Origin of the sequence: Acinetobacter dispersus (assembly GCF_009884975.1) — a bacterium.
GTDB lineage: Bacteria > Pseudomonadota > Gammaproteobacteria > Pseudomonadales > Moraxellaceae > Acinetobacter > Acinetobacter dispersus.
Window position 1 is genome coordinate 1729063 of record NZ_CP041970.1, and the last position, 22170, is coordinate 1751232.

Annotated in this window: 21 protein-coding genes, 2 tRNA genes and 1 pseudogene; 8 read left to right on the top strand and 16 right to left on the bottom strand. The window is 39.8% G+C overall.

What is annotated here, in order from left to right; genetic code table 11:
• Nucleotides 1–27: 27 nt before the first annotated feature.
• The 4 genes from FPL17_RS07965 to FPL17_RS07980 all read left to right on the top strand — a co-directional run bounded on the left by FPL17_RS07965 (nucleotide 28) and on the right by FPL17_RS07980 (nucleotide 3924).
• Nucleotides 28–2298 carry an NADP-dependent malic enzyme gene (locus FPL17_RS07965; RefSeq protein ID WP_005189872.1) on the top strand — a complete coding sequence of 757 codons (2271 nt, stop codon included), beginning with the start codon at nucleotides 28–30 and terminating at the stop codon, nucleotides 2296–2298.
• Between the two features lie 96 nt (nucleotides 2299–2394).
• Entirely contained in the window at nucleotides 2395–3621 is a 1227-nt protein-coding gene (locus FPL17_RS07970) for a multifunctional CCA addition/repair protein (protein WP_151714728.1), read from the top strand.
• Between the two features lie 142 nt (nucleotides 3622–3763).
• Nucleotides 3764–3839 (top strand) — tRNA-Asn (locus FPL17_RS07975).
• Nucleotides 3840–3848: 9 nt separating this feature from the next.
• A tRNA-Asn gene (locus FPL17_RS07980) sits at nucleotides 3849–3924 on the top strand.
• Between the two features lie 58 nt (nucleotides 3925–3982).
• Here the strand turns inward: FPL17_RS07980 and FPL17_RS07985 are convergent.
• From FPL17_RS07985 to lepA, 10 genes are all read right to left on the bottom strand, one after another.
• Complete coding sequence (locus FPL17_RS07985; protein WP_159884367.1) at nucleotides 3983–4663, bottom strand: energy transducer TonB family protein; 681 nt, start codon at nucleotides 4661–4663, stop codon at nucleotides 3983–3985.
• A 48-nt stretch (nucleotides 4664–4711) separates the two neighbouring features.
• On the bottom strand, nucleotides 4712–5374 hold the full coding sequence (locus FPL17_RS07990) for a MiaE family protein (RefSeq protein WP_159884369.1): 663 nt from the start codon (nucleotides 5372–5374) through the stop codon (nucleotides 4712–4714).
• Nucleotides 5375–5378: 4 nt separating this feature from the next.
• Entirely contained in the window at nucleotides 5379–6107 is a 729-nt protein-coding gene (gene pdxJ / locus FPL17_RS07995; protein WP_159884371.1) for a pyridoxine 5'-phosphate synthase, read from the bottom strand.
• A gap of 54 nt (nucleotides 6108–6161) precedes the next feature.
• On the bottom strand, nucleotides 6162–6869 hold the full coding sequence (gene recO / locus FPL17_RS08000; protein ID WP_005189885.1) for a DNA repair protein RecO: 708 nt from the start codon (nucleotides 6867–6869) through the stop codon (nucleotides 6162–6164).
• Nucleotides 6870–6878: 9 nt separating this feature from the next.
• Entirely contained in the window at nucleotides 6879–7076 is a 198-nt protein-coding gene (locus FPL17_RS08005; protein ID WP_005189888.1) for an NF038104 family lipoprotein, read from the bottom strand.
• A gap of 26 nt (nucleotides 7077–7102) precedes the next feature.
• Nucleotides 7103–8128 (bottom strand): GTPase Era, encoded by a 1026-nt coding sequence (gene era / locus FPL17_RS08010; protein ID WP_005189893.1) that lies wholly within the window; start codon nucleotides 8126–8128, stop codon nucleotides 7103–7105.
• A 4-nt stretch (nucleotides 8129–8132) separates the two neighbouring features.
• Complete coding sequence (gene rnc, locus FPL17_RS08015) at nucleotides 8133–8828, bottom strand: ribonuclease III (protein ID WP_004805889.1); 696 nt, start codon at nucleotides 8826–8828, stop codon at nucleotides 8133–8135.
• On the bottom strand, nucleotides 8797–9174 hold the full coding sequence (locus FPL17_RS08020) for a DUF4845 domain-containing protein (RefSeq protein WP_004654518.1): 378 nt from the start codon (nucleotides 9172–9174) through the stop codon (nucleotides 8797–8799). The genes rnc and FPL17_RS08020 overlap by 32 nt, the downstream gene beginning before the upstream one ends.
• A 24-nt stretch (nucleotides 9175–9198) precedes the next feature.
• The gene (gene lepB / locus FPL17_RS08025; RefSeq protein WP_159884373.1) at nucleotides 9199–10062 is read right to left on the bottom strand and encodes a signal peptidase I; all 864 of its coding nucleotides are present in this window, start codon (nucleotides 10060–10062) and stop codon (nucleotides 9199–9201) included.
• Nucleotides 10063–10135: 73 nt separating this feature from the next.
• Complete coding sequence (gene lepA, locus FPL17_RS08030) at nucleotides 10136–11953, bottom strand: translation elongation factor 4 (protein ID WP_005189899.1); 1818 nt, start codon at nucleotides 11951–11953, stop codon at nucleotides 10136–10138.
• Between the two features lie 375 nt (nucleotides 11954–12328).
• On the opposite strand from lepA, the gene FPL17_RS08035 reads away from it, so the two are divergent.
• Entirely contained in the window at nucleotides 12329–13006 is a 678-nt protein-coding gene (locus FPL17_RS08035; RefSeq protein WP_159884375.1) for a hypothetical protein, read from the top strand.
• A gap of 2 nt (nucleotides 13007–13008) precedes the next feature.
• Nucleotides 13009–13983 carry a hypothetical protein gene (locus FPL17_RS08040; protein ID WP_159884376.1) on the top strand — a complete coding sequence of 325 codons (975 nt, stop codon included), beginning with the start codon at nucleotides 13009–13011 and terminating at the stop codon, nucleotides 13981–13983.
• On the opposite strand, the pseudogene FPL17_RS19100 reads toward FPL17_RS08040, so the two are convergent.
• From FPL17_RS19100 to FPL17_RS08050, 3 genes and pseudogenes are all read right to left on the bottom strand, one after another.
• Nucleotides 13952–14050 (bottom strand): annotated as a pseudogene (locus tag FPL17_RS19100) (hypothetical protein); the annotation flags it as partial. The gene FPL17_RS08040 and the pseudogene FPL17_RS19100 sit on opposite strands and share 32 nt — an antisense overlap.
• 162 nt (nucleotides 14051–14212) lie before the next feature.
• Complete coding sequence (locus FPL17_RS08045; RefSeq protein ID WP_032862807.1) at nucleotides 14213–14668, bottom strand: acyl-CoA thioesterase; 456 nt, start codon at nucleotides 14666–14668, stop codon at nucleotides 14213–14215.
• Between the two features lie 128 nt (nucleotides 14669–14796).
• Nucleotides 14797–16173: a Do family serine endopeptidase gene (locus FPL17_RS08050; RefSeq protein ID WP_159884378.1), complete on the bottom strand. Its 1377-nt coding sequence runs from the start codon at nucleotides 16171–16173 to the stop codon at nucleotides 14797–14799.
• A 381-nt stretch (nucleotides 16174–16554) separates the two neighbouring features.
• Here FPL17_RS08050 and nadB point away from each other — a divergent pair, with 381 nt between their 5' ends.
• On the top strand, nucleotides 16555–18186 hold the full coding sequence (nadB, locus tag FPL17_RS08055; protein WP_159884380.1) for an L-aspartate oxidase: 1632 nt from the start codon (nucleotides 16555–16557) through the stop codon (nucleotides 18184–18186).
• A gap of 205 nt (nucleotides 18187–18391) precedes the next feature.
• Here the strand turns inward: nadB and tmk are convergent, their stop codons facing one another.
• The 3 genes from tmk to pabC are packed head-to-tail and all read right to left on the bottom strand — an operon-like array spanning nucleotide 18392 to nucleotide 20884.
• The gene (tmk, locus tag FPL17_RS08060) at nucleotides 18392–18991 is read right to left on the bottom strand and encodes a dTMP kinase (RefSeq protein ID WP_033133637.1); all 600 of its coding nucleotides are present in this window, start codon (nucleotides 18989–18991) and stop codon (nucleotides 18392–18394) included.
• Complete coding sequence (mltG, locus tag FPL17_RS08065) at nucleotides 18991–20070, bottom strand: endolytic transglycosylase MltG (RefSeq protein WP_005322091.1); 1080 nt, start codon at nucleotides 20068–20070, stop codon at nucleotides 18991–18993. The genes tmk and mltG overlap by 1 nt, the downstream gene beginning before the upstream one ends.
• A gap of 1 nt (nucleotide 20071) precedes the next feature.
• On the bottom strand, nucleotides 20072–20884 hold the full coding sequence (pabC, locus tag FPL17_RS08070; RefSeq protein ID WP_005189920.1) for an aminodeoxychorismate lyase: 813 nt from the start codon (nucleotides 20882–20884) through the stop codon (nucleotides 20072–20074).
• A 252-nt stretch (nucleotides 20885–21136) separates the two neighbouring features.
• On the opposite strand from pabC, the gene FPL17_RS08075 reads away from it, so the two are divergent.
• Entirely contained in the window at nucleotides 21137–22144 is a 1008-nt protein-coding gene (locus FPL17_RS08075) for a sulfate ABC transporter substrate-binding protein (protein WP_159884382.1), read from the top strand.
• Nucleotides 22145–22170 lie beyond the last annotated feature (26 nt).

Below are 22170 nucleotides of genomic sequence, written 5' to 3' on the forward strand. Positions count from 1 at the left end.
ATTATTATCGGAACAAACGAGACTCAGATGGACGATCAATCTTTAAAACAAGCCGCTTTGTATTACCATGAATTTCCAACACCAGGAAAAATCAGTGTGACACCTAGCAAGCAGCTCGTTAACCAACGAGATTTAGCGCTTGCCTACTCACCAGGTGTTGCTGCTCCATGTTTGGAAATCGAACGTGACCCTTCTGCCGCTGCAAAATATACAGCGCGCGGTAATCTGGTTGCCGTCGTGAGTAATGGTACAGCCGTGCTTGGTTTAGGAAATATTGGTCCGCTCGCTTCTAAACCTGTGATGGAAGGTAAAGGCGTTCTGTTCAAGAAGTTCGCTGGTGTTGATGTATTTGATATCGAAATTGATGAAAATGATCCAGACAAGATCGTTGATATCGTTGCTGCATTAGAGCCAACTTTTGGTGGTATCAACTTAGAAGATATCAAGGCGCCAGAATGTTTCTATATCGAGAAGAAACTTCGCGAACGCATGAAAATTCCAGTGTTCCATGATGACCAACATGGTACCAGTATTATTGTCGGTTCAGCATTGCTCAATGCTTTGCAACTGGTAAATAAAAAAATTGACGAAATTAAAATCGTTGCATCAGGTGCAGGTGCTGCCGCACTTTCATGCTTAGATTTACTTTGCGCTTTAGGTGTGAACAAAGCAAATATCTTCGTTGCCGACTCTCGCGGTCTTCTCACAACATCACGTGAAGGATTGGATGATTCGAAAAAACGTTATGTGCAAGACATTCAAGCCAGCCAATTACATGAAGTTATGGCAGGTGCTGATATGTTCTTGGGTCTTTCAGCTGCAGGTATCTTAACCAAAGAAATGGTTAAAGAAATGGCTGAAAATCCAATTATTTTTGCACTTGCAAACCCAGATCCTGAGATTTTACCTGAACATGCACATGAAGTTCGCCCAGATGTGATCATGGCAACAGGACGTTCTGATTATCCAAACCAAGTAAACAATGCACTTTGCTTCCCTTACATCTTCCGTGGTGCACTTGATGTTGGTGCAACTACAATTAATGAAGAAATGAAGATTGCATGCGTACACGCAATTGCACGCATGGCACATGTTGAAGCTGATGCTGCAACCTATGGTGAAAAATCTGCATCATTTGGCCGTGATTACCTAATCCCTCGCCCACTTGATCAACGTTTGATTTTAGAAATCGCGCCTGCTGTAGCGAAAGCTGCAATGGATTCTGGTGTAGCAACACGCCCTATTGAGGATTTCTCTGCATACCGTCAACGTCTTTCTGAGTTTGTTTATAACTCAGCATTCTTGATGAAACCAATCTTCTCGCAAGCGAAGACTGATCCTAAACGTATTGCATATGCTGAAGGTGAAGACCAACGTGTATTACGTGCTGTTCAGATTGTAGTTGATGAAGGCTTAGCGAAACCAATCCTGATTGGTCGTACTGCGGTAATTGAAGACAATATCAAAAAACTAGGTTTACGCTTGCAACATGGTGTAAACATTGAAATCGTCGATCAGGAAAAGAATCCTTCGTACGATGATTTCTGGAAAGAATACCATCAAATCATGCAACGCAAAGGCGTTACTGTTGAATATGCGCAACGTGAAGCACGTCGTCGTTCTACACTTATCGCAGCGATGTTGGTTAAATTTGGCAAAGCTGATGGTATGTTGTGTGGTACCTACTCAAGTTACGACATTCATTTAGATTTCGTAAAAAACGTCATTGGCTTAAAAGAAGGTCGCAGCACATTCTTTACATTGAATGCCTTAATGCTTGAAGATCGCAATTTATTTATTGCTGATACTTATGTAAATACCAATCCAACAGCGGCACAACTTGCTGAAATGACGATTTTAGCAGCTGAAGAAGTTCGTCGTTTCGGGATTACACCACGTGTTGCCCTGCTTTCTCATTCAAGCTTCGGTAGCGACCAAACTGATGCAAGCGCACAAAAAATGCGCGAAGTCTATCGTTTGCTTTCAGAACAAGCACCTGAGTTAGAAGTGGAAGGTGAAATGCATGGTGATGCAGCATTAGATGAAAATATTCGTCACTTCGCATTCCCGAACTCACGTTTCAAAGGTTCAGCAAACTTGTTGATTATGCCTAACCTTGATTCAGCGAACATTTCATTCAACTTGTTAAAAGCAACTTCTGGTAATAATGTGACTATTGGTCCTATTTTATTAGGTGCTGCAAAACCTGTTCATATTCTTACACCTACAGCAACGACTCGTCGTTTGGTGAATATGACAGCATTAACAGTTGCTGAAATTCAGCAAAGTCAAAACTAAGTCGACTTAAGCCTGGCTTTTCTTGAAAAGCTTCGCTTAACGCTTGAGAAAACCTCTATTCTGTAGCATGATTGTGTGAAGAATAGAGGTTTTTTCATGCAAGTTTATTTAGTAGGCGGTGCAGTTCGAGATCATTTGCTCGGCCATCCCTATCACGAAAAAGATTATGTGGTGGTTGGAGCAACGCCCGAGCAACTATTGGCTGAAGGTTATCAACCCGTTGGCAAAGATTTTCCTGTATTTTTACATCCAAAAACAAAAGAAGAATACGCGCTTGCTCGTACAGAGCGTAAATCTGGTGTGGGTTATCACGGCTTTCAATTTTTTACCGACACTACAGTTAAGTTAGAAGAAGATCTGATTCGTCGTGATTTAACCATTAACGCAATGGCGATGGATGATGATGGTACAGTATATGACCCCTATGGCGGTCAGCAAGATTTAGATCAAAAAATTCTACGTCACGTATCGGATGCATTTACCGAAGATCCACTACGCGTACTCCGTGTAGCGCGTTTTGCTGCTCGTTATGCAAGCTACGGCTTTAAAATCGCAGATGAAACTCTAGAATTAATGCAGGAAATTGCCAAATCAGGTGAGCTTGATGCATTAACACCTGAACGCGTCTGGAAAGAAACCTCGCGTGCATTGCTTGAAGATCACGCAGATGTCTACTTTCAAACACTCAAAGCGTGTGATGCCCTAAAAATTTTATTCCCTGAGATTGACGCGCTATTTGGTGTACCACAACGTCCTGAATATCATCCTGAGATTGATTGTGGTATTCACACGCTCATGGCACTCAAACAAGCCTGTTTAGCAAAATATGCGCTAGATGTGCGTTTTGCTGTGCTTGTTCATGATCTTGGCAAGGCACTCACCCCAGTGGACGAATTACCACGCCATATCATGCATGAAGAACGTGGCATAAAGCCTGTGACAGATCTCTGTGATCGTTTAAAAGTACCCACCCATTTAAAAAGCTTAGCTTTAATTGTGTGTAAAGAACATTTGAAGTGCCATCAAGTAAAGAATCTGAAACCTGGCACTTTATGGCGTCTTTTACAACGCTTAGATGTATTACGTCGACCTGAAAAAGTGGAAGCTTTTGTTCAGGCCTGTGAATGTGATGCCAAAGGTCGTTTAGGCTTAGAGCAACGCCCGTACCCGCAAGCGCAATACATGTTAGATGCGATGCAAATTGTCAGAAATATTCGCGCGCAAGATTTACCTGAACATGTCACTGGTCCAGAAATTGGTGAAATGCTGATTCAGTATCGCATTGAAGCACTAGCTAAGTTTAAAGAGTTGCACAATAACTGATTAATTTTTAAGTAAATTAAGTCTTTTTTATACAGTTTGTCTTATCGATGTACCAAAAAGATTATTAATCAAGCAAACGATTAATTTTATTTACTATTGTTGTTGACGCATCTGCTTTTCATGCCTAAAATGCGCATCAGATTCTCCAATAGCTCAGTCGGTAGAGCGACGGACTGTTAATCCGCAGGTCCCTGGTTCGAGCCCAGGTTGGAGAGCCAATCTACTAATCTCCCATAGCTCAGTCGGTAGAGCGACGGACTGTTAATCCGCAGGTCCCTGGTTCGAGCCCAGGTGGGAGAGCCAAGATTCTAAAAAGCCCTGATCATTAATCAGGGCTTTTTTTATACGCACAAATTAATATTTAGTTTGATCGGAATACTATGGTTATTACCCTTGATTCCAACCCACCAAAAAAATCATTCTTCTCAGCATTCGTTAAATTTCTTACAATTGTTGAATGACGAACTGCTTGTCTCGCAGATAGATCAAAAATTCTATTCCCACTACTCTGAAGGGCCTGTATAGAGTCAATTGTGTTATTTCTTGATATATTAAATCTCACGATATTACTTAAATTTGCACTACCAGTAGGAACTTCCCATAAGCCCATTATTTCTTTATGAACTTTCTCTTCTATTAATTTACTTCTATCACTTTCTGTTAAAGCTGGATCATCCACCTGATTATCATTAATATAAAATTCGAAGGGTTGCTCGACTCTAACAGGATAATATTTACCATTTAACTGATACGGATAAAGACTAGATTTCTTAATTTCAGCCATCACCAAAGTATCTAACTCAACAATACCACTACTTTTTTTAATTTTTGATGCAACTACTTCCCCTTTCTCATTTACATATATCAAAATATTCAGATCCCTATCTTTACCTTTTAATAAAGAAGGATTAACTAATATTTGCGGTATTTTTTTCCATTTTAAGACATGACGATCAATATTAATAAATTCAATGCTCTTAGCATGAATACCCTCGGACCAAATGCACAATAATACAACTATTATTTTTGATAAAAATCTCATTTATAATTCTCAAAGTTGTTATTTTTATATCCCCAATTCGCTATCTCATTACGATGAGATAGCGACCTGAGCTGGCACGCCACTATGAAAGCGGAACGTATCATCTGGACTTAAAATCAGATTTTTTTCCACTTCACGAATATGCTCGATGCGGTGCTGGATCGTCTCTTCTGGATCTTTAAGCTTCGCTGTTTTTGCAACATCCAAAGCTAAAGCCAGATAATCCTCAAAATGACGAGATTCAGACTTAAGCAAGTAGCGGTAGTAACGCCCCAGCTCATCGTCCACAATCGGTGCTAGCGCATAGAAACGCTCACACGAGCGTGCTTCGACAAATGCACCAATAATCATCACATCAATTAGAGCCTCAGGCTCATAAGTACGGATCTCTTTCCGCAATCCACCTGCATAGCGCCCTGCACTCAAACCCTTCCACTCTTGGCCGCGTTTGTTCATGAATTCCAAAACCTGCTCATAATGCAGCATTTCTTCACGCACCAATTGCGCCAATTTCACTTGCAGGTCCGTAAAGAAACTATAGCGGAACATCAAGTTCATTGCTGTACTCGCTGCTTTTTTCTCACAGTTAGCATGGTCTTGCATTAAGATGTCCAGATTATTAATGGCTTCATCTAACCACGCCCGAGGAGTCGTACAACCCAAAAATGCGATGACAGGTTGCATCAACTCATCATAATTTACACTACTCATCAACTTATCTCGCAGCAGCCTGAATCGCTGCTTTCATATCTGTTACTGCTTGAGCCAAACCAACAAATACACTATCGGCAATAATTGAGTGTCCGATGTTTAATTCATGAATTTGTGGAATTGCTGCAATCGCGGCAACATTATCCAAATTCAATCCATGCCCAGCATTCACAACCAAACCTTTTGCCGCTGCATATTCAGCACCTTTGATAATACGAGCTAATTCAGCTTGCTGTTGCTCATCCGTTTCCGCATCTGCATAAGCACCCGTATGGATCTCAATGGCGGGTGCACCACATGCTACAGCAGCATCAATTTGTGCCAAATCTGCATCGATAAACAAAGACACATTACTACCAATGGCTTTGAGTGCTTGGGTCGCTGCTTTAACTTTTTCAAAATGCCCAACTACATCCAAGCCACCTTCGGTTGTCACCTCTTGACGACGTTCAGGTACAAAGCACACATGTTGCGGCTGAATCTCTTTGGCAAATGCAACCATTTCATCAGTCACAGCCAATTCAAGATTCATACGTGTTTTTAACAATGGACGCATGCGACGTACATCATCATCTTGTATATGGCGGCGATCTTCACGCAAGTGCAAAGTAATCCCCTCAGCACCTGCCTGTTCACAGACCAAAGCAGCCTGAACTGGATCAGGGTAAGTTGTACCACGTGCTTGTCTTAATGTCGCAACATGATCAATGTTTACACCCAAGATTGCAGCCATAAAAATATCCTATCGGTTTAGCCCTGAATCATTATTTTCAATACATCAGGAATATCAATTTTGTGTACTTTGAATCCAAAGTTGCCGACTCTTCAGCGGCCGATCGCCCAGCAAAGAGCTAATCATTTGACGGTATAGTTTACCCAATAATTGCAGCTGTTCGTGAGAAAAATCCTGCCCATCTTCGTAACTTTGCATGGAGGTAATCAATGCACCATCAAGTGTTGAACGCGAAGCTTGTGAAACTGGTAGAAAGCCATCATTGAGCTGAAATTGATAGTGCTGCGTGACCTGAATGTCTTTTTGGCTCGCATCTACTGAGAAATCAATGGCATAACCAAGTTCAGGTAATAATACATGCTCAAATTGACGTAAAATTTGTCGAAGAAACAAAGCCGCTTGCTCATGTGTAGCCAATTGCTGTAACAGCGCGAGAATCAACTGATATTGTTCGAATGTTTGCGGCATCATCTCTTCTAAAGGACACAGTCGCAATAGAATTTCATTTAAATAAAAACCAGCAAAAAATGCATCACCATGAAAGAACACAGGTTGATTCAGGATTTCTAATTTGGTGAAATTTTTAAGTTCCGATTTACCCGAAGCTTGCAGACGAATAGGTTGGTATTGCGGCGGTGGGATCTGCCTTAGAATCCCATCCACCCGACCATATTCTTGGGTAAATAAATGCACAATATGGCTTTTTTCACGATATTTACGGTGATGAATCAAATAGCCATGCAGGACTTCATTACGCATCATAGAACGATACTAGTCCTTCTTTTTCTCATCCTTTTCTTCATCATCGCCATCAGGAATCACTGCACCAACAACCGCAGCAGTCCCTTTAACAACACCTTTAGTGGTCTTATAAGCAACTTTCACAGGTACAGTCACAAGCTTATGAATACAGCCCTGTAACATGAATACACATGTCACGATTGCGAGTAAACGGATTGTTGTTTTCATACCTGTTTCCATTGTCAACGAGACAGTTAAATATCGCTATAACCTAAGCTTTTAAGTGCACGCTCATCATCAGACCAACCGCCTTTAACTTTCACCCAAAGCGTCAGCATGATTTTTTGCTCAAACATTTTTTCCATGTCTGCACGTGCATCCATACCAATACTTTTCAGCTTCGCACCTTTGTCGCCAATCACAATCGCTTTTTGACCTTGACGCTCTACAAAGATAGTCGCATCAATATAGGTACAAGGTGGTTTTAAACGACCTGTTTTTTCATTTACAGCTGCTTCTTCAGTTTTGAATGATTCAATCTGAACCGTTAAATCGTACGGAAGCTCTTCACCCAACTGACGCATAATCTTCTCACGAATGATTTCACTCGCAAGGAAACGTTCAGAACGATCGGTAATCTGATCTAATGAATACAAAGGTGGTTGATACGGCAGATATTTTTCAATCGTGTCACGTAAATGATCTAGGTTCGCACCACGTAACGCTGAAACTGGAACAATTTCAGCAAAGTTCATTAACTTAGCACGCTCTCGAATCAGCGGTAAAGCTTCATTTTTATTTTCGAAGGTATCTAGCTTATTGATCACAAGGATCACAGGCATATCTGCATTTTTAAGTTTTTCCAAAACCAATTCATCGTTTTGAGTCCACTTTTGTGCATCAACCACAAATAAAACCAGATTCACATCGCGCAATGCTGAGTGTGCAGCACGGTTCATCATCTTATTGATGGCACGTACTTCTTTTTTATGCATCCCAGGGGTATCCACGAATACAGCCTGAGATTTCTCACGTGAATCAATCCCCACGATCTTATGACGTGTGGTTTGTGGCTTACGTGAAGTAATCGATAGTTTTTGACCTAGGATGTGATTCATCAAAGTTGACTTGCCCACATTTGGACGGCCAACGATCGCAACAAAACCGCTTTTGAAATCTGAAGGAATTGTACTTCCTTGAGAACTAAAAAATTGATCAACTACATTATTGCCATCTTGCTGTTCAGTTGCTTCTGGCTTATTTTCTTCTGAATGAGACATCAGGTTATTGCTCCAATAATTTTAAAATCTCTGCCGCTGCCGTTTGTTCGGCAAAACGACGACTTGAGCCCTCGCCTATAATTTTTGGCAATCCCGCTACATCACATTCCACTTTGAAATGTTGATTAGGGGCATCACCCTGAATATCTACAACCTCGTAAACTGGGAGAGGTTTTTTACGTGCTTGTAAATACTCTTGCAAACGTGATTTAGGGTCTTTCAGTTGATCTGTCGGTTCGATATGATCAAGATATGGTTCATACCATTTTAACACAATGCGCTCTAGCAAGTTGAGATCATTACTGTCTAAATAAATAGCACCAATAATGGCTTCAACCGTATCAGCCAAAATCGATTCACGGTGATGTCCACCCGATTTTAACTCGCCTGTGCTTAAAATTAATGACCGACTCAATTGTAAGTCATTTGCAATTTTCCCCAATGCTTCCTGTCGAACCAAAGTCGCACGCATACGTGTTAAACGACCTTCATTTTCTAGGGGATAGGCATTATACAAATAATTTGCAACGATCATCCCTAATAATGCATCGCCTAGAAATTCTAGGCGTTCATAATTATGTTTATGGCTGACTGAGCGATGGGTCAAAGCCAGTTTTAACAAGTCAAACTGTTTAAACTGGTGACCTATTCGCCCTTGCAGCCGTGTATCATTGAGCTTGTTTTGCAGATTTTTGGTCAAAAGTCTTCTCAAAGGTCATCACTAAACTGATATTCAGCATGAAAGGCTTACGTATTTCATACTTCTTCATCACCACAAGATCGTCTTTATAAGTCACTTGCGCAATATCTTTAAAATGTAGATCGCGAATCCCGTTCATATCGAAACGTTGATCCATCTGAGATGCAAACTTACTCGGTGTGATATTTGCAGGACTATCTTTTAATAGCCCCTCAATTTGAGTATTAATCAGTTTGTCATCCCAGTATGCTGGCCAAATCGCAATTGCCGCTTTCACAGCAACTGCAAATAAAACCACCCCAAATAAAATTGCAATATACGAAGTCCCTTGTTGAGATTTACGCATCTGTCTATTTCCTATATATTTTTATTAGTCAATCTTACCATTTCGGTTGAAACTTGGAAGATTAAAACCAGGTTCTTTATGCATCCATACATAAAAAGCACGACCTGTTAGGTTCGCTTCAGGTACAAAGCCCCAAAAACGACTATCTGCACTTTGATCGCGGTTATCACCCATTGCGAAGTATTGCCCCTTTGGCACGGTTACTTCCCAATCTTGACCATTGCTTTGGATAAATACATCATTCGCTTTTGCAACAAATGGTACCAAAGCTTCAGCACCTCTTAATTGCGCAAATTGGAATTGTTCAGCAAGTGGATTGCGTCCTTCCAAGTAACGGATTAAGTGCTGATGTTCACCCAAAGTTTCCTTGAAATAAAGTGCAGTCGGCGTATCCTGCTGATCTTTTGCACGCGTAAATTGCGTTGCAACTTTTGCAATCTGCTGACCATTGATTGTCAACTCGCCCGCTTTAAACTGAATATGATCACCCGGCAAACCAACCACACGTTTAATGTAGCTAATGGTTGGTTGTGGTGGATAACGGAATACAATCACTTCACCACGTTTCGGTTCACCAACGTTAATGATTTTCGAATTTACAATCGGTAAACGAACACCATAATCAAACTTATTCACCAGAATAAAATCACCGGTTTCTAAGGTCGGAACCATAGAATCTGATGGAATATTAAATGGCTCATACAAGAAAGAACGTAATACAAGTACAACAGCTAACACTGGCCAGAAATCATATGCCCATGTGATCAAAAAGTTTTCTTGATTACGCCCACGTGTTGCACGCTGTTTCAATACCAACTTATCCAGTAACCACACCAAAAAGAAAATCAGTGTTGCTGGCACCAGAATCAAGTTAAAATCAAAATCCACAAACCCTCTCTTGCAGTGTAACTGCTCGTATTTTGACTGGGTAAAACCAACGTTTCCCCAGCCTCATCATTCTTTATCTATCAACTTTCAATACGGCTAAGAATGCTTCTTGCGGGATCTCAACACTTCCCACTTGCTTCATGCGCTTCTTACCTTCTTTCTGCTTCGAAAGAAGTTTCTTCTTACGCGAAACGTCACCACCATAACATTTTGCCAATACGTTTTTACGCATTGCTTTTACAGTAGAACGTGCAATGATTTGCGCACCAATCGCAGCTTGAATCGCAACATCATACATTTGGCGTGGAATCAGATCTTTCATCTTCTCAACCAATGCAATACCACGATGGCGAGCATCTTGACGGTGGCAGATCATTGCCAAGGCATCAACCTTTTCGCTATTAATTAATACATCAACCTTAACCAGAGCTGAACTCTCGAAACGAACGAAGTTATAATCCAGTGAGGCAAAACCACGTGAACATGATTTCAATTTATCAAAGAAATCCATGACCACTTCTGCCATTGGAATTTCAAAAGTGATTGATACTTGGTTACCCAAGAATTTCATATCTTTTTGAATACCGCGACGCTCGATACACAAGGTCATCACATTACCCAAGTATTCTTGCGGCACAAGGATATGACATTCCGCAATCGGTTCACGTAGATCTTCAACTGTCGAGCCATCTGGCATTTTTGACGGGCTGTCGATATAAATGATATCGCCTTTCTTGGTTAACGCTTCGTAAATAACAGTCGGTGCAGAGCTGATCAGATCAAGATCGTATTCACGCTCTAAACGCTCTTGTACGATCTCCATGTGCAGCATTCCCAAGAAGCCACAACGGAAACCAAAACCTAAAGCATCTGAACTCTCAGGTTCGAAGAATAAAGCAGAGTCATTGATCTGTAATTTTTGCAGCGCTTCACGGAAGGGTTCAAAGTCACTTGAATCAATAGGGAACAGACCTGCATAAACCTGTGGTTTAACCTTTTTAAAACCCGGTAAAGTCGCAACATCAGGGGTATTCGAAAGTGTAATGGTATCACCGACTGGTGCACCAAAAATGTCTTTAATCCCTGCAATTACAAAGCCAACTTCACCTGCTTCAAGAATGTCAGTTTCAGTATGCTTCGGATTGAACACACCCACAGAAGTCACAGGATGTGTTTGCCCTGTTGATTTCACCAACATCTTGTCGCCCTTACGGATACGACCTTGTTTAATACGAACAAGCGATACAACACCAAGGTAGTTATCGAACCATGAGTCGATAATTAAGGCTTGTAATGGTGCATCACGATCACCTTCTGGCGCAGGAATGACATCGACCAAACGCTCTAGAACACCTTCGACACCTAAACCAGTTTTTGCAGAACAAGTAGGTGCATCTGTCGCTTCAATCCCGATAATTTCTTCAATTTCGTGAATCACACGTTCAGGCTCAGCTTGAGGTAAATCAATCTTGTTCAAGATTGGTAAAACTTCTAAGCCCTGCTCAATCGCGGTATAACAGTTTGCAACTGACTGCGCTTCTACACCTTGAGCAGCATCAACCACCAACAACGCGCCTTCACATGCAGCCAAAGAACGGGATACCTCATAAGAGAAGTCAACGTGTCCTGGAGTATCAATGAAGTTCAATTGATATTCTTGACCATTTGGGTGCGTGTAATACAAGGTGACTGACGCGGCTTTGATGGTAATCCCACGTTCACGCTCAAGCTCCATAGAGTCTAATACTTGAGCTTGCATCTCGCGATCTTGCAAACCACCGCACATTTGAATGAAACGGTCAGCCAAAGTTGACTTACCATGGTCAATATGAGCAATGATCGAGAAATTGCGTATATTTTTGATATCTACGGATTTTTTAGCTTGCGCCATGGGTTACCTTAATAATATGTACACAACAATGTACTCAATTAAAAAATTGCTTATTGCTGTGGAGAAAAATGTACGAAAAGTTCGGCACAGTATAAGCACAACAATGTTAAAAATATAGTAAGGGTTTGATAAAAACCTTAGATGTAGAAGCCGCCAATAGATTGACTTTGCTTGCTTGGGCGAATAAATCCATCCATTGGTTGGGTATAGAACACAAACTAAGATATGAATCTTGACTTTAAAGCTCAGCAGTCGTAACTATAACTAGATTAGTTCAATTAGGGATTGAAATTCACACCTTAATTTAGTTAAAGTGTTTAAACATTTACGTACACTCTCTTTGTTTAAAACAGTCAAATGACTACGGAACAAAAAATGCCAATTCTTGATCTGCAATTTGCTTTCTTTTTTGCAAATCCACCAATTAACCTAAGATTCGATGAGTTTTCTGTTAATTTGAGAAAAAAACAAATTTTTATAGACAATGATTTAGATTTAAACACTTTTATCTATCCTGTCCCTGCTGAAATTCCTGCTGATTTTCCTAGATGCCAAATTACATCAGTAGATCAAATTTTTGATCTAACTATTTCTGGTGCTAGATGTGACGTAATTGTAAAAAATAAGCTAAATAGCTCCGTCACCACATTCAAAAGTATTTTATTAGAAATTATTGAATTATTCGCACAAGAAAAAATTGAAATTAATAGAATTGGTTATGTGACAAGATATTTCACTAAAACTGAAAATCCAGGATTAATAATCAGAGAAAAATTTCTAAAAATTAATGATCCTGACTTACAAGAACCTAACATAAGATTTGTTTTTAAGACTGATTTTAATGGAACCATGTGCAATGAAAACTACCAAATTGAAGTAGCTCAACAAAGAAACTTTAAAACAGCAACAGAAGATAATATTTTATTACTCACTCAAGATTTCAACACTATTCCAGAAAATAATTCTGTTTTAAATAAGGAATTCTTAGAATCATTTATGGATAACATCCCTCACGACAGACTAAATAATTACTTTAATTTAATTAGTGAATAAAAATGTCTGAAAATAAAAGTAATAAAGTTAAAAACACAGATGAGAATGAAGTTATTTATCCTAAAAATAATTCTTCAATCTCATCTAGTGTTTCAAAAAATTCTACGACCCATAATAATTCTGTCACGAATTCAACCATTGATACTAAAACTGCATACAATAAAGATTTAATTGATAGAATAGCTTCAAAAATTAAGACTTCTAATTCTTCTATTACTTATAATAAAGAAGTAAAGCCAATTGATTTCCAACACGCTTTTTCAACCATACATGAAAGAAATAACTCAACCATCAATACTATTATTGACAATTTAAAGAATTCTGATCTTTCAACAAATTACAATAAAAAAACTTTCTCAAAAATTGATGGTATAGATGAAATATTAAAAAATAAAACTGAGAGAATTGAACAGAATTTACTTAACAAGCAGAAAATAGCTCTTGATGCTATTGAAAAAAAATTAAGTGATGCAACTACAGATATTGATAAACATAAATCTGATACCAATAGTGAGCTTAAAGAAACGCGGAATTCTGTTTTAGGTACTATTGCATTATTTGCTGCTTTTTTTACATTTGTTTCTGTAAATGTCAATATTTTTACAAAAGCTGAAAATGTAACTCAATCACTTATTTTTATGCTTTCATTTTGGCTCTGTATTGTTGGTTTTATATCTCTTTTTTTTCTTTTTCTTAATAAAAATATTAATACAAAAATCCATAAAACAATTGAATTCATTACAACCGTATGTTGCGTACTCCTCTCTGGTTTATTAATGTATTTTTTATTTAACCATAGTGATCAAAGCTCATATAAAAAATTGAATGATAGTTTAACTACGATTCAAGATGAAAATAAAAAGCTGAAAGAAGAAAACGAGGTATTGAATAAAAAAATTACTAATAAGCTCGCATTGCTTGATGAGCAAGTTTTAGAGTTACGTAAAAATCAATACCAATTGAATCAATCCCATTAGCTATATGAGCAATAATCAAGAAATTACGTATATTTTTGATATCTAAGGATTTTTTAGCTTGCGCCATGGGTTACCTTAACAAAATAGAACGCCCTGTACTTTAAAAAAGTAGTGGGCCAAATGGTTTAATAAAATTGCTCGCGATTATAACAGAACAGGCTTTCAAAGTATTCAAAATAATAAAAGCTTTAATAGGATCAACTGAACAATTTATCTATATTTAAACCAATTAAACTGCTTCATATGAAATGGAGAAATCCATTGGGTTTAAATCAGCAGCAATCGGCTGATAAGCTTGCGTAAAACTTGGTGACATCCGTTTCGGCCTTCCTGTTTCAATTTCGATACAGGCCCATTTGGTATTGCCGACAAAGAGTATGCTCTGATCTTTAGGTCGATAAAAAGCATACTGGCGAAATGAGTAAAGCGCATTAATATCATCCAACCATGTCCGCAAAATGACCTCTTCACCTTCAAGCGCAGCTTTACGATATTGAACATGATGTTCAACTGCCACCATTGCATGTTTCAGTTCTAAGTATTGAGCCAGCCCCAAACCCAAAGTTTCAATATGAGCTGCCGCAACATCTTGCATCCACTGGACATATATGACGTTATTGACATGCCCCAGTACATCAATATGCTCAGGCTGAACTTGTATTTTCAAATCAAAAATCGTACTCATAATCTCAGGTATTTCATTCATCAAAGTTCAGCTAGCTACACTAATCTAAACACAATGGCATTACAAAACAAAAACCACCCTATTTTAGAGTGGTTTTATTTAGTCTTCTACAGCATGTCAATTAAAACTTAAGGTAGGCGTAACCCAAGGATTGCACGTTGACCTTGACGAATAATCGTCACACGCGCAACGCTATTTTTTGGCAAAGCAGAAACAGTTTTTGCAAACTGCTGGCTATTGGTAATCGGTGTGCCATTCACTTGTACAATCACATCACCCGCAATCAGATTTGATAAAGACGCAGTACCACCACGCTTCACATCTTGAATCAAGATACCACCACGAACTTCTAAACGTGCTTGTTCAGCTGCGCTTAAATCACGGATACTCATGCCTAACCCACTGGTTGGATTATTTTTCTCAGCATCAGCAGCAGTATCATCCGGTGCAGTACCCAGAATTGCAGAAATCGTACGTGTCTTATCATCACGAAGAATTTCTAGTTGAACCGTTTGGTTCGGCGCAATACGGTTTAGTGAATACAATAAGTCGCTGGTACGTGAAATTGGCGCACCATTCGCTTTTAAAATCACATCCCCTGATTTTAAACCTGCTTTTTCAGCTGGAGACTTTGGCGCTACTTGAGTAATCAACGAACCTTCAGGTTTCGGCAACTTATAGGCTTCCGCCAAGTTACGATCAATATCTTGCATCATAATACCAAGATAAGAACGGGTAACTTTACCTGTTGTCTTCAATTGTTGTACGACATCCATCGCCACATCAATTGGAATCGAGAATGATAAGCCCATATAACCACCCGTACCACTGAAGATACGTGAGTTAACACCCACCACTTCACCACGTTGGTTAAACAATGGACCACCCGAGTTACCTGGGTTTAAAGCCGCATCAGTTTGAATAAATGGAACCGAAGTTTCCCCACTCATATTTCGTGATTTTGCACTGACGATCCCTGCCGAAGCCGAGTAATCAAAACCAAATGGTGAACCAATTGCAAGTACAGGCTCACCTACTCGAAGTTGATTCACATCACCTACTTTCAACTCAGGGAAATTACTGCCATTCACTTTCAGCAAGGCGATATCGGTACGTTCATCACTCCCCACAAGCGTCGCATCAAGCTCACGACGGTCATTCAGCGTGATACTGATACGTGACGCATCTGCAATCACATGTCGGTTGGTAAGCAAATAACCATCTTTCCCGATAAAGAATGCACTTCCGAATGCAGTTTTTTCTTGCGGGCCCTGTTGTTGCGGGATAATCACTTGATTACCAAAAAAACGTCTTAAAATTTCAGGGACTTGTTGTTGCAATAACTCTTCCTGAGTCATTTTCTTTACAACATTGACACTCACAACAGCAGGACTGACCTGCTCAACGAGGTTTGAAAAATCTACTGGCGCAGCAGCATTGACTTGAGACGCTGCTATCGTAAATACCGCAGCATACATTCCTTGTTGTAAATAGCGACTTTTCATGAAGCAAGAACCTACATACTGATAATTAAAATGAAATTTAGGTCTATATTTCTAGCACACCCCTATCATTCTTTTCGTAAAAATATGTTTATATTTTCAATGCATACAACGATCTAGAATGATGAAATGTGAATAAACTGTGGAGAAATACGCCATAATCTACCCTATAGAAATGGTTTTATCCTGAACAGCTTAACGATAGATTAAAACAATGTACTGAAACGTAATCATTTTCTCATTCATACAGATGAGGCAAAAAATAATCGGCAAATAAGTCGCATTCGCTAAAAATTCACTCAATTCTAGGCAGATTGGCCCTTGCCTTTTTGATAAAAAAGCGGTGTCATTAACGAACGTTTAAAACTGAAGCAGATCGACGACATGCCTGATTTAAAAACAATTCACCATTTTGATGTGATTATTGTGGGCAGTGGCGGTGCAGGTTTAAGCCTTGCACTCTCTTTACCTAGTCATTACAACATTGCAATTTTAGCCAAGGCAGCTCTGACAGAAGCCAGTACCTTCTATGCGCAAGGCGGTGTTGCTGCAGTATTAGACGAAACTGATTCTATTCAACAACACATTAATGACACTATGATTGCAGGCGGTCATCTTTGTGAGTTGGATGCTGTCAAACATACTGTCGAAGGTGGTAAACCATCAGTTGATTTCCTGCTCAAGCAAGGCGTGCAATTTACGTTAGATGATGATGAACAACTTCATCTCACCCGTGAAGGCGGTCATTCTCAACGTCGCATCATTCACTCTGCCGATGCAACCGGCAAAGCTATTTCAACGACATTGGTTGAACGTGCTAAAGAACGAAAAAATATTACGATTTTTGAAAATTATATTGCGATTGATCTGATCACCCTACACAAGCTTGGGCATCAAAACCAAGTCAATCGTGCGATCGGCCTCTATGCTTTAGATGAAGCCAGCGAACAGGTTCATACTTTCTTGGCTCCATTTACTGCACTTGCTTGTGGCGGTGCAATGAAAGCCTATCTCTACACATCTAATCCTGATATTGCGACTGGCGATGGAATTGCCATGGCCTATCGTGCAGGTTGTCGCGTAGCCAATATGGAATTTAACCAATTCCATCCGACCTGTTTATATCATCCGAAAGCGCGTTCTTTCTTAATTACCGAAGCGATGCGTGGCGAAGGTGCTTATTTGCGCCTACCAGACGGCGAACGTTTTATGCTGCGTTTTGATGAACGTGCTGAACTTGCGCCACGTGATATTGTGGCACGTACCATCGACCATGAAATCAAGCGTTTAGGTATTCGTCATGTTTGGTTAGACATCACCCATAAATCACCCGAATTTATTACTGAACACTTCCCGACACTATATGCGCGTTTGCTTGAACTCGGTATTGATATCACCAAAGATATGATCCCTGTGGTACCAGCAGCGCATTACACCTGTGGCGGTGTGGTGGTGGATGAACATAGCCAAACCGATTTAGACGGTTTATATGCCATTGGTGAAACCTCATATACAGGTTTACACGGTGCCAACCGTATGGCAAGTAACTCATTGCTTGAATGTTTCGTTTATGGCATGAGCGCAGCAGAAGATATTGAACAGAAGTTTGATGCAGACTTTAAACTACCAGACGTTCCTTCGTGGGATGAAACGCAAGTCACCGATGCCGATGAAGATGTGGTGATCCTGCAAAACTGGGATGAGCTTCGTTCCACCATGTGGAACTATGTCGGTATTGTTCGTACCACCAAACGTTTACAACGTGCCTTACACCGCATTGAAATGCTGAAGCGTGAAATCACTGAGTATTATCAGGATTATCGTGTCAGCAAAAACTTGATTGAATTGCGTAACCTAGTTCTGGTTTCGGAAATGATTGTACGCTGTGCGATGGAGCGTAAGGAATCACGTGGTTTACATTACACACTGGATTATCCAGAACTCTCAAATGAAATTCGCAAGACAGTGTTAACACCACCGAATTTTAAAGTGGAACAGCCGTTGGTGAATGAGTGATACTTTCAAAGAAGACTCTTAGTTAATATTTACTATCGCGGTAGGCGACAGGGATGTCGCCCGTTGAGCTGCGGTATCAAGGATGTACCGTCAGCTCAACAAAGGATTTTTGTTACTTTTCATCCCTGAAAAGTAAGGCATAAGGAATAAAACCAAAGCATCACACAAACTTTTTAGATGATGCAGATTGAGTATATAGCTGCTTTTATTTCAAATATTGCAGCGCCTCTTCAAACACTACATCCGCATTCTGTGTCGCATCTAAACGCTTCATCCGTTCAGGTTCTGCTTGCCACAAGGTCTCATAACCTGCACGCACCTTAGCAAAGAAACTTAATTTCTCTTGCTCAAAACGGTCCAATGCCCCACGCTCTCGCGCACGAGTCATGCCCAATTCAATTGGGGCATCCAGCCAAAAGGTGATATTCGGCATTTTCGCCACAAAGGTTTGATTTAACAGTTGCAACTTTTCCTGACTTAAACCACGTCCAGAACACTGATAAGCAAAGCTAGCATCAGTAAAACGATCACTCAGCACAATTTTACCTGCTTCTAAAGCGGGTAAAATCACTTGCTGTAAATGCTGTGCACGTGCTGCATAAATCAACAACAGCTCAGTATCATGACTCATTTGCTCTTCATGATTCACAGCCAATAATAATGAACGAATCTGCTCAGCCAATGGTGTTCCACCCGGTTCACGGGTCAACACCACTTCTTTACCTTGCTGTTCAAAGTACTGATGAATTTTACGAATCAGCGTAGTCTTACCAACACCTTCTGTACCTTCAAAACTAATAAACATTATTCGCCCTGCTTTTTCTTTGAACGTAGCACAGTTAAATATTCTTGCACTGCACGATTATGGTCTTCTAAAGACGCTGTAAATTTATGCCCGCCATTGCCCGTAGCAACGAAGTAAATATTTTTGGCATCATCAGGATGCATCGCTGCTTCAATCGCTTTTTTACTTGGCAAAGCAATTGGTGTTGGCGGTAAACCATTGATGGTATAGGTGTTATAGGCCGTTGGCGTGCGCAGGTCATTACGGGTGATATTGCCTTTATAGTTATCGCCCATACCATAAATCACAGTTGGATCTGTTTGTAAGCGCATACCCATTTTCAAACGACGGACAAATACACCTGAAACCTGTTCCAACTCACTGTCTAAACTGGTTTCTTTCTCGATAATTGAAGCCATGATCAACGCTTCATACTTATCTTTATAGGGTAAGTTTGGTGCTTTCTTGGCCCAAGCCTCATCCAACGATTTCATTTGACGGCGATACAAATCAGTTAAGATTTTTTTATCGGTCTCACCTTTGGCAAAGAAATAAGTATCAGGCGCAAATAGGCCTTCTGGATGCGTATATGAGATATTTAATTGCTTTAATAATTCACTGTGTGGAAGATCAAGCAAAGTATTGGTGACATTTGGGTCTTTTCTTAGACTCTGAATCAACTGTGAAAAAGTTGTTCCTTCAATCACTAGAATACGGTTCATCTGTGCATTATCTGCATCAGACAACATATCCATCACCTGACGAATACTCATGCCTTCTGTAATTTCATAAACACCCGCTTTCATGGTGTCATGAATCATAAACTTCTGATACAGCTTTAAAACTATTGGAAAATTCACCTTATTTTCTTTGGCTAAACGATCAATAAAGCGTGAATAGGTATCACCAGAAGAAATCACCAAAAGCTGTTTTTTACTGTCTACAGGGTAATTTTTAAATAAACTAGACCATACAATGCCAAAGATCGCCAATACAAAAATAACAATGGCGATCAAAAAGGCTTTAAAAAAAGAAAATCTAGATTTCGGTTTCGCTTTGGGCTTTTTCTTACTTTTGCTGGAATTTGGCGGCTTTGGCATATTAATCAATCTGGCTAAGTTTTAAAGTTTCAAATAAATCAAGATAGGGTTGCTGCGCTAAGGCTCGATCATTAAATCGAACAACCGCTTTCATTGGATGTAACGCATTGCAAAAAAATAAACTTTGGATATGGCCAATCTCATTCATATCGATACAGCGCTGCTCACATTCAATCTGATATTGCTGCATTCTCGACAAGATTTTGGCTCTCATCACACCGTGGACGCCATTATAACGAAGTTCAGGCGTAATCCATCGATCATTTATACGAATAAAACAATTACTGCTCACCCCTTCAACAATATAACCTTGTACATCACTGACGAGGGCTTCTAACCAACCACGCTGATCAGCTTCTTGCTTGAGTAAGACCTGTTCTAATCTGTTCAGCGTTTTTAAACCCACCAAATGAGGCATATTCAAACCCAAAGCATGATTTAACATGCCACTTTCAATCCACTCAGGCTGAAAAGCCTGTGTCACTCTTGGGTAATACCAGACATATACATCAGCCGCATGTAAAGGAAGACTATAGCCACGATCACCTTCACCACGGCTAATCACAACTTTTAATGTGCCATTGAGCTTTGAATATTGCTGCTGTAATTGTACAAGTGACTTTTCTACATAAGATAAATCTGCATCCAGCTGCAAGGACTGACATGCCAATTTTAAACGTGCAAAGTGTAGTTCTTTTAGTTCAAAAATTCCGTGAAAAATACGAGCTGTCGTAAAGCAGCCATCACCATAATGAAAAGCTCGATCTAATAAAGGGATGGAATCAATTAATTGTCCATTTTTATAACACTGCATAATCTAGATACCTTCCCACTTTACAAACCAGCACCATCAAAAACCAACAAACCATTGATTTTAAACAAGTATAACAATTAAAACCTAAAATTAAAAATCACTTATATATCAATAATTCAGCAAAGCTTATCTGTTTTATCTATTTCTATTTTTTTCATAACAAATTCGATTTTAATTATTTTTTTTGCAAAAAAACTGGCGTTATGCTGCGTACATATTCCAAACAGTGATTTAGATTTTAAGGGGTTTTCCATGCGTTTTTCTCAAGTTAAAGTCGGCGTAATTGCCGCATTACTCTCAGTTTCTTCATTCGCGGCACAAGAATTCTTAAACGTTTCTTATGACCCCACACGTGAACTGTATACAGATTTCAATAAACAATTCGGTACGTTCTGGAAACAACGTACAGGTCAGGACATCGACTTTAAACAATCACACGGCGGTTCAGGTAAACAAGCCCGTGCCGTGATTGATGGCTTGAATGCAGATGTAGTCACACTTGCACTTGCAGCAGATATCGATGAAATTGCAGAAAATGCAAAACTCCTTCCAGCAGACTGGCAAAAGAAATTACCGAACAACTCTACGCCATATACCTCAACAATTGTATTCCTAGTTCGTAAAGGCAACCCAAAACAAATCAAAGATTGGGGTGATCTCGTTAAGCCAGGTGTAGAAATCATTACACCAAATCCAAAAACATCGGGTGGTGCACGTTGGAACTACTTAGGTGCTTGGGCTTGGGCGAAACATCAAAAAGGTGGTAACGACGCTAAAGCTCAAGAATTTGTTCGTCAAATTTATAAACAAACCAAAGTACTTGATTCAGGTGCACGTGGTGCAACCACAACATTTGCTGAACGCGGTATTGGTGACGTATTGCTGGCTTGGGAAAATGAAGCTTATCTTGCGGTACGTGAGCAACCAGGCAAATTCGAAATTGTCACACCTTCTCTTTCGATTCTTGCAGAACCGCCAGTTGCTGTCGTTGAAAAGAATGCTGAGAAAAAAGGCAATCTACAAATCGCTCGTGGTTATTTGAATTACTTGTATTCACCAGCAGGTCAAGAGATTGCTGCACGAAACTTCTACCGTCCACGTAATGCGGCAGTGTTAAAGAAATACAGCAATGTATTTAAACCACTTAAATTAGTGACGATTGATCAAGAATTTGGTGGCTGGACCAAAGTACAAAAAACTCACTTTGATAATGGCGGTGTGTTTGACCAAATCGTCAAGCTCAACAGCACAGGCAAATAAAAATCTCCCTTGCGCTGCTATAAACG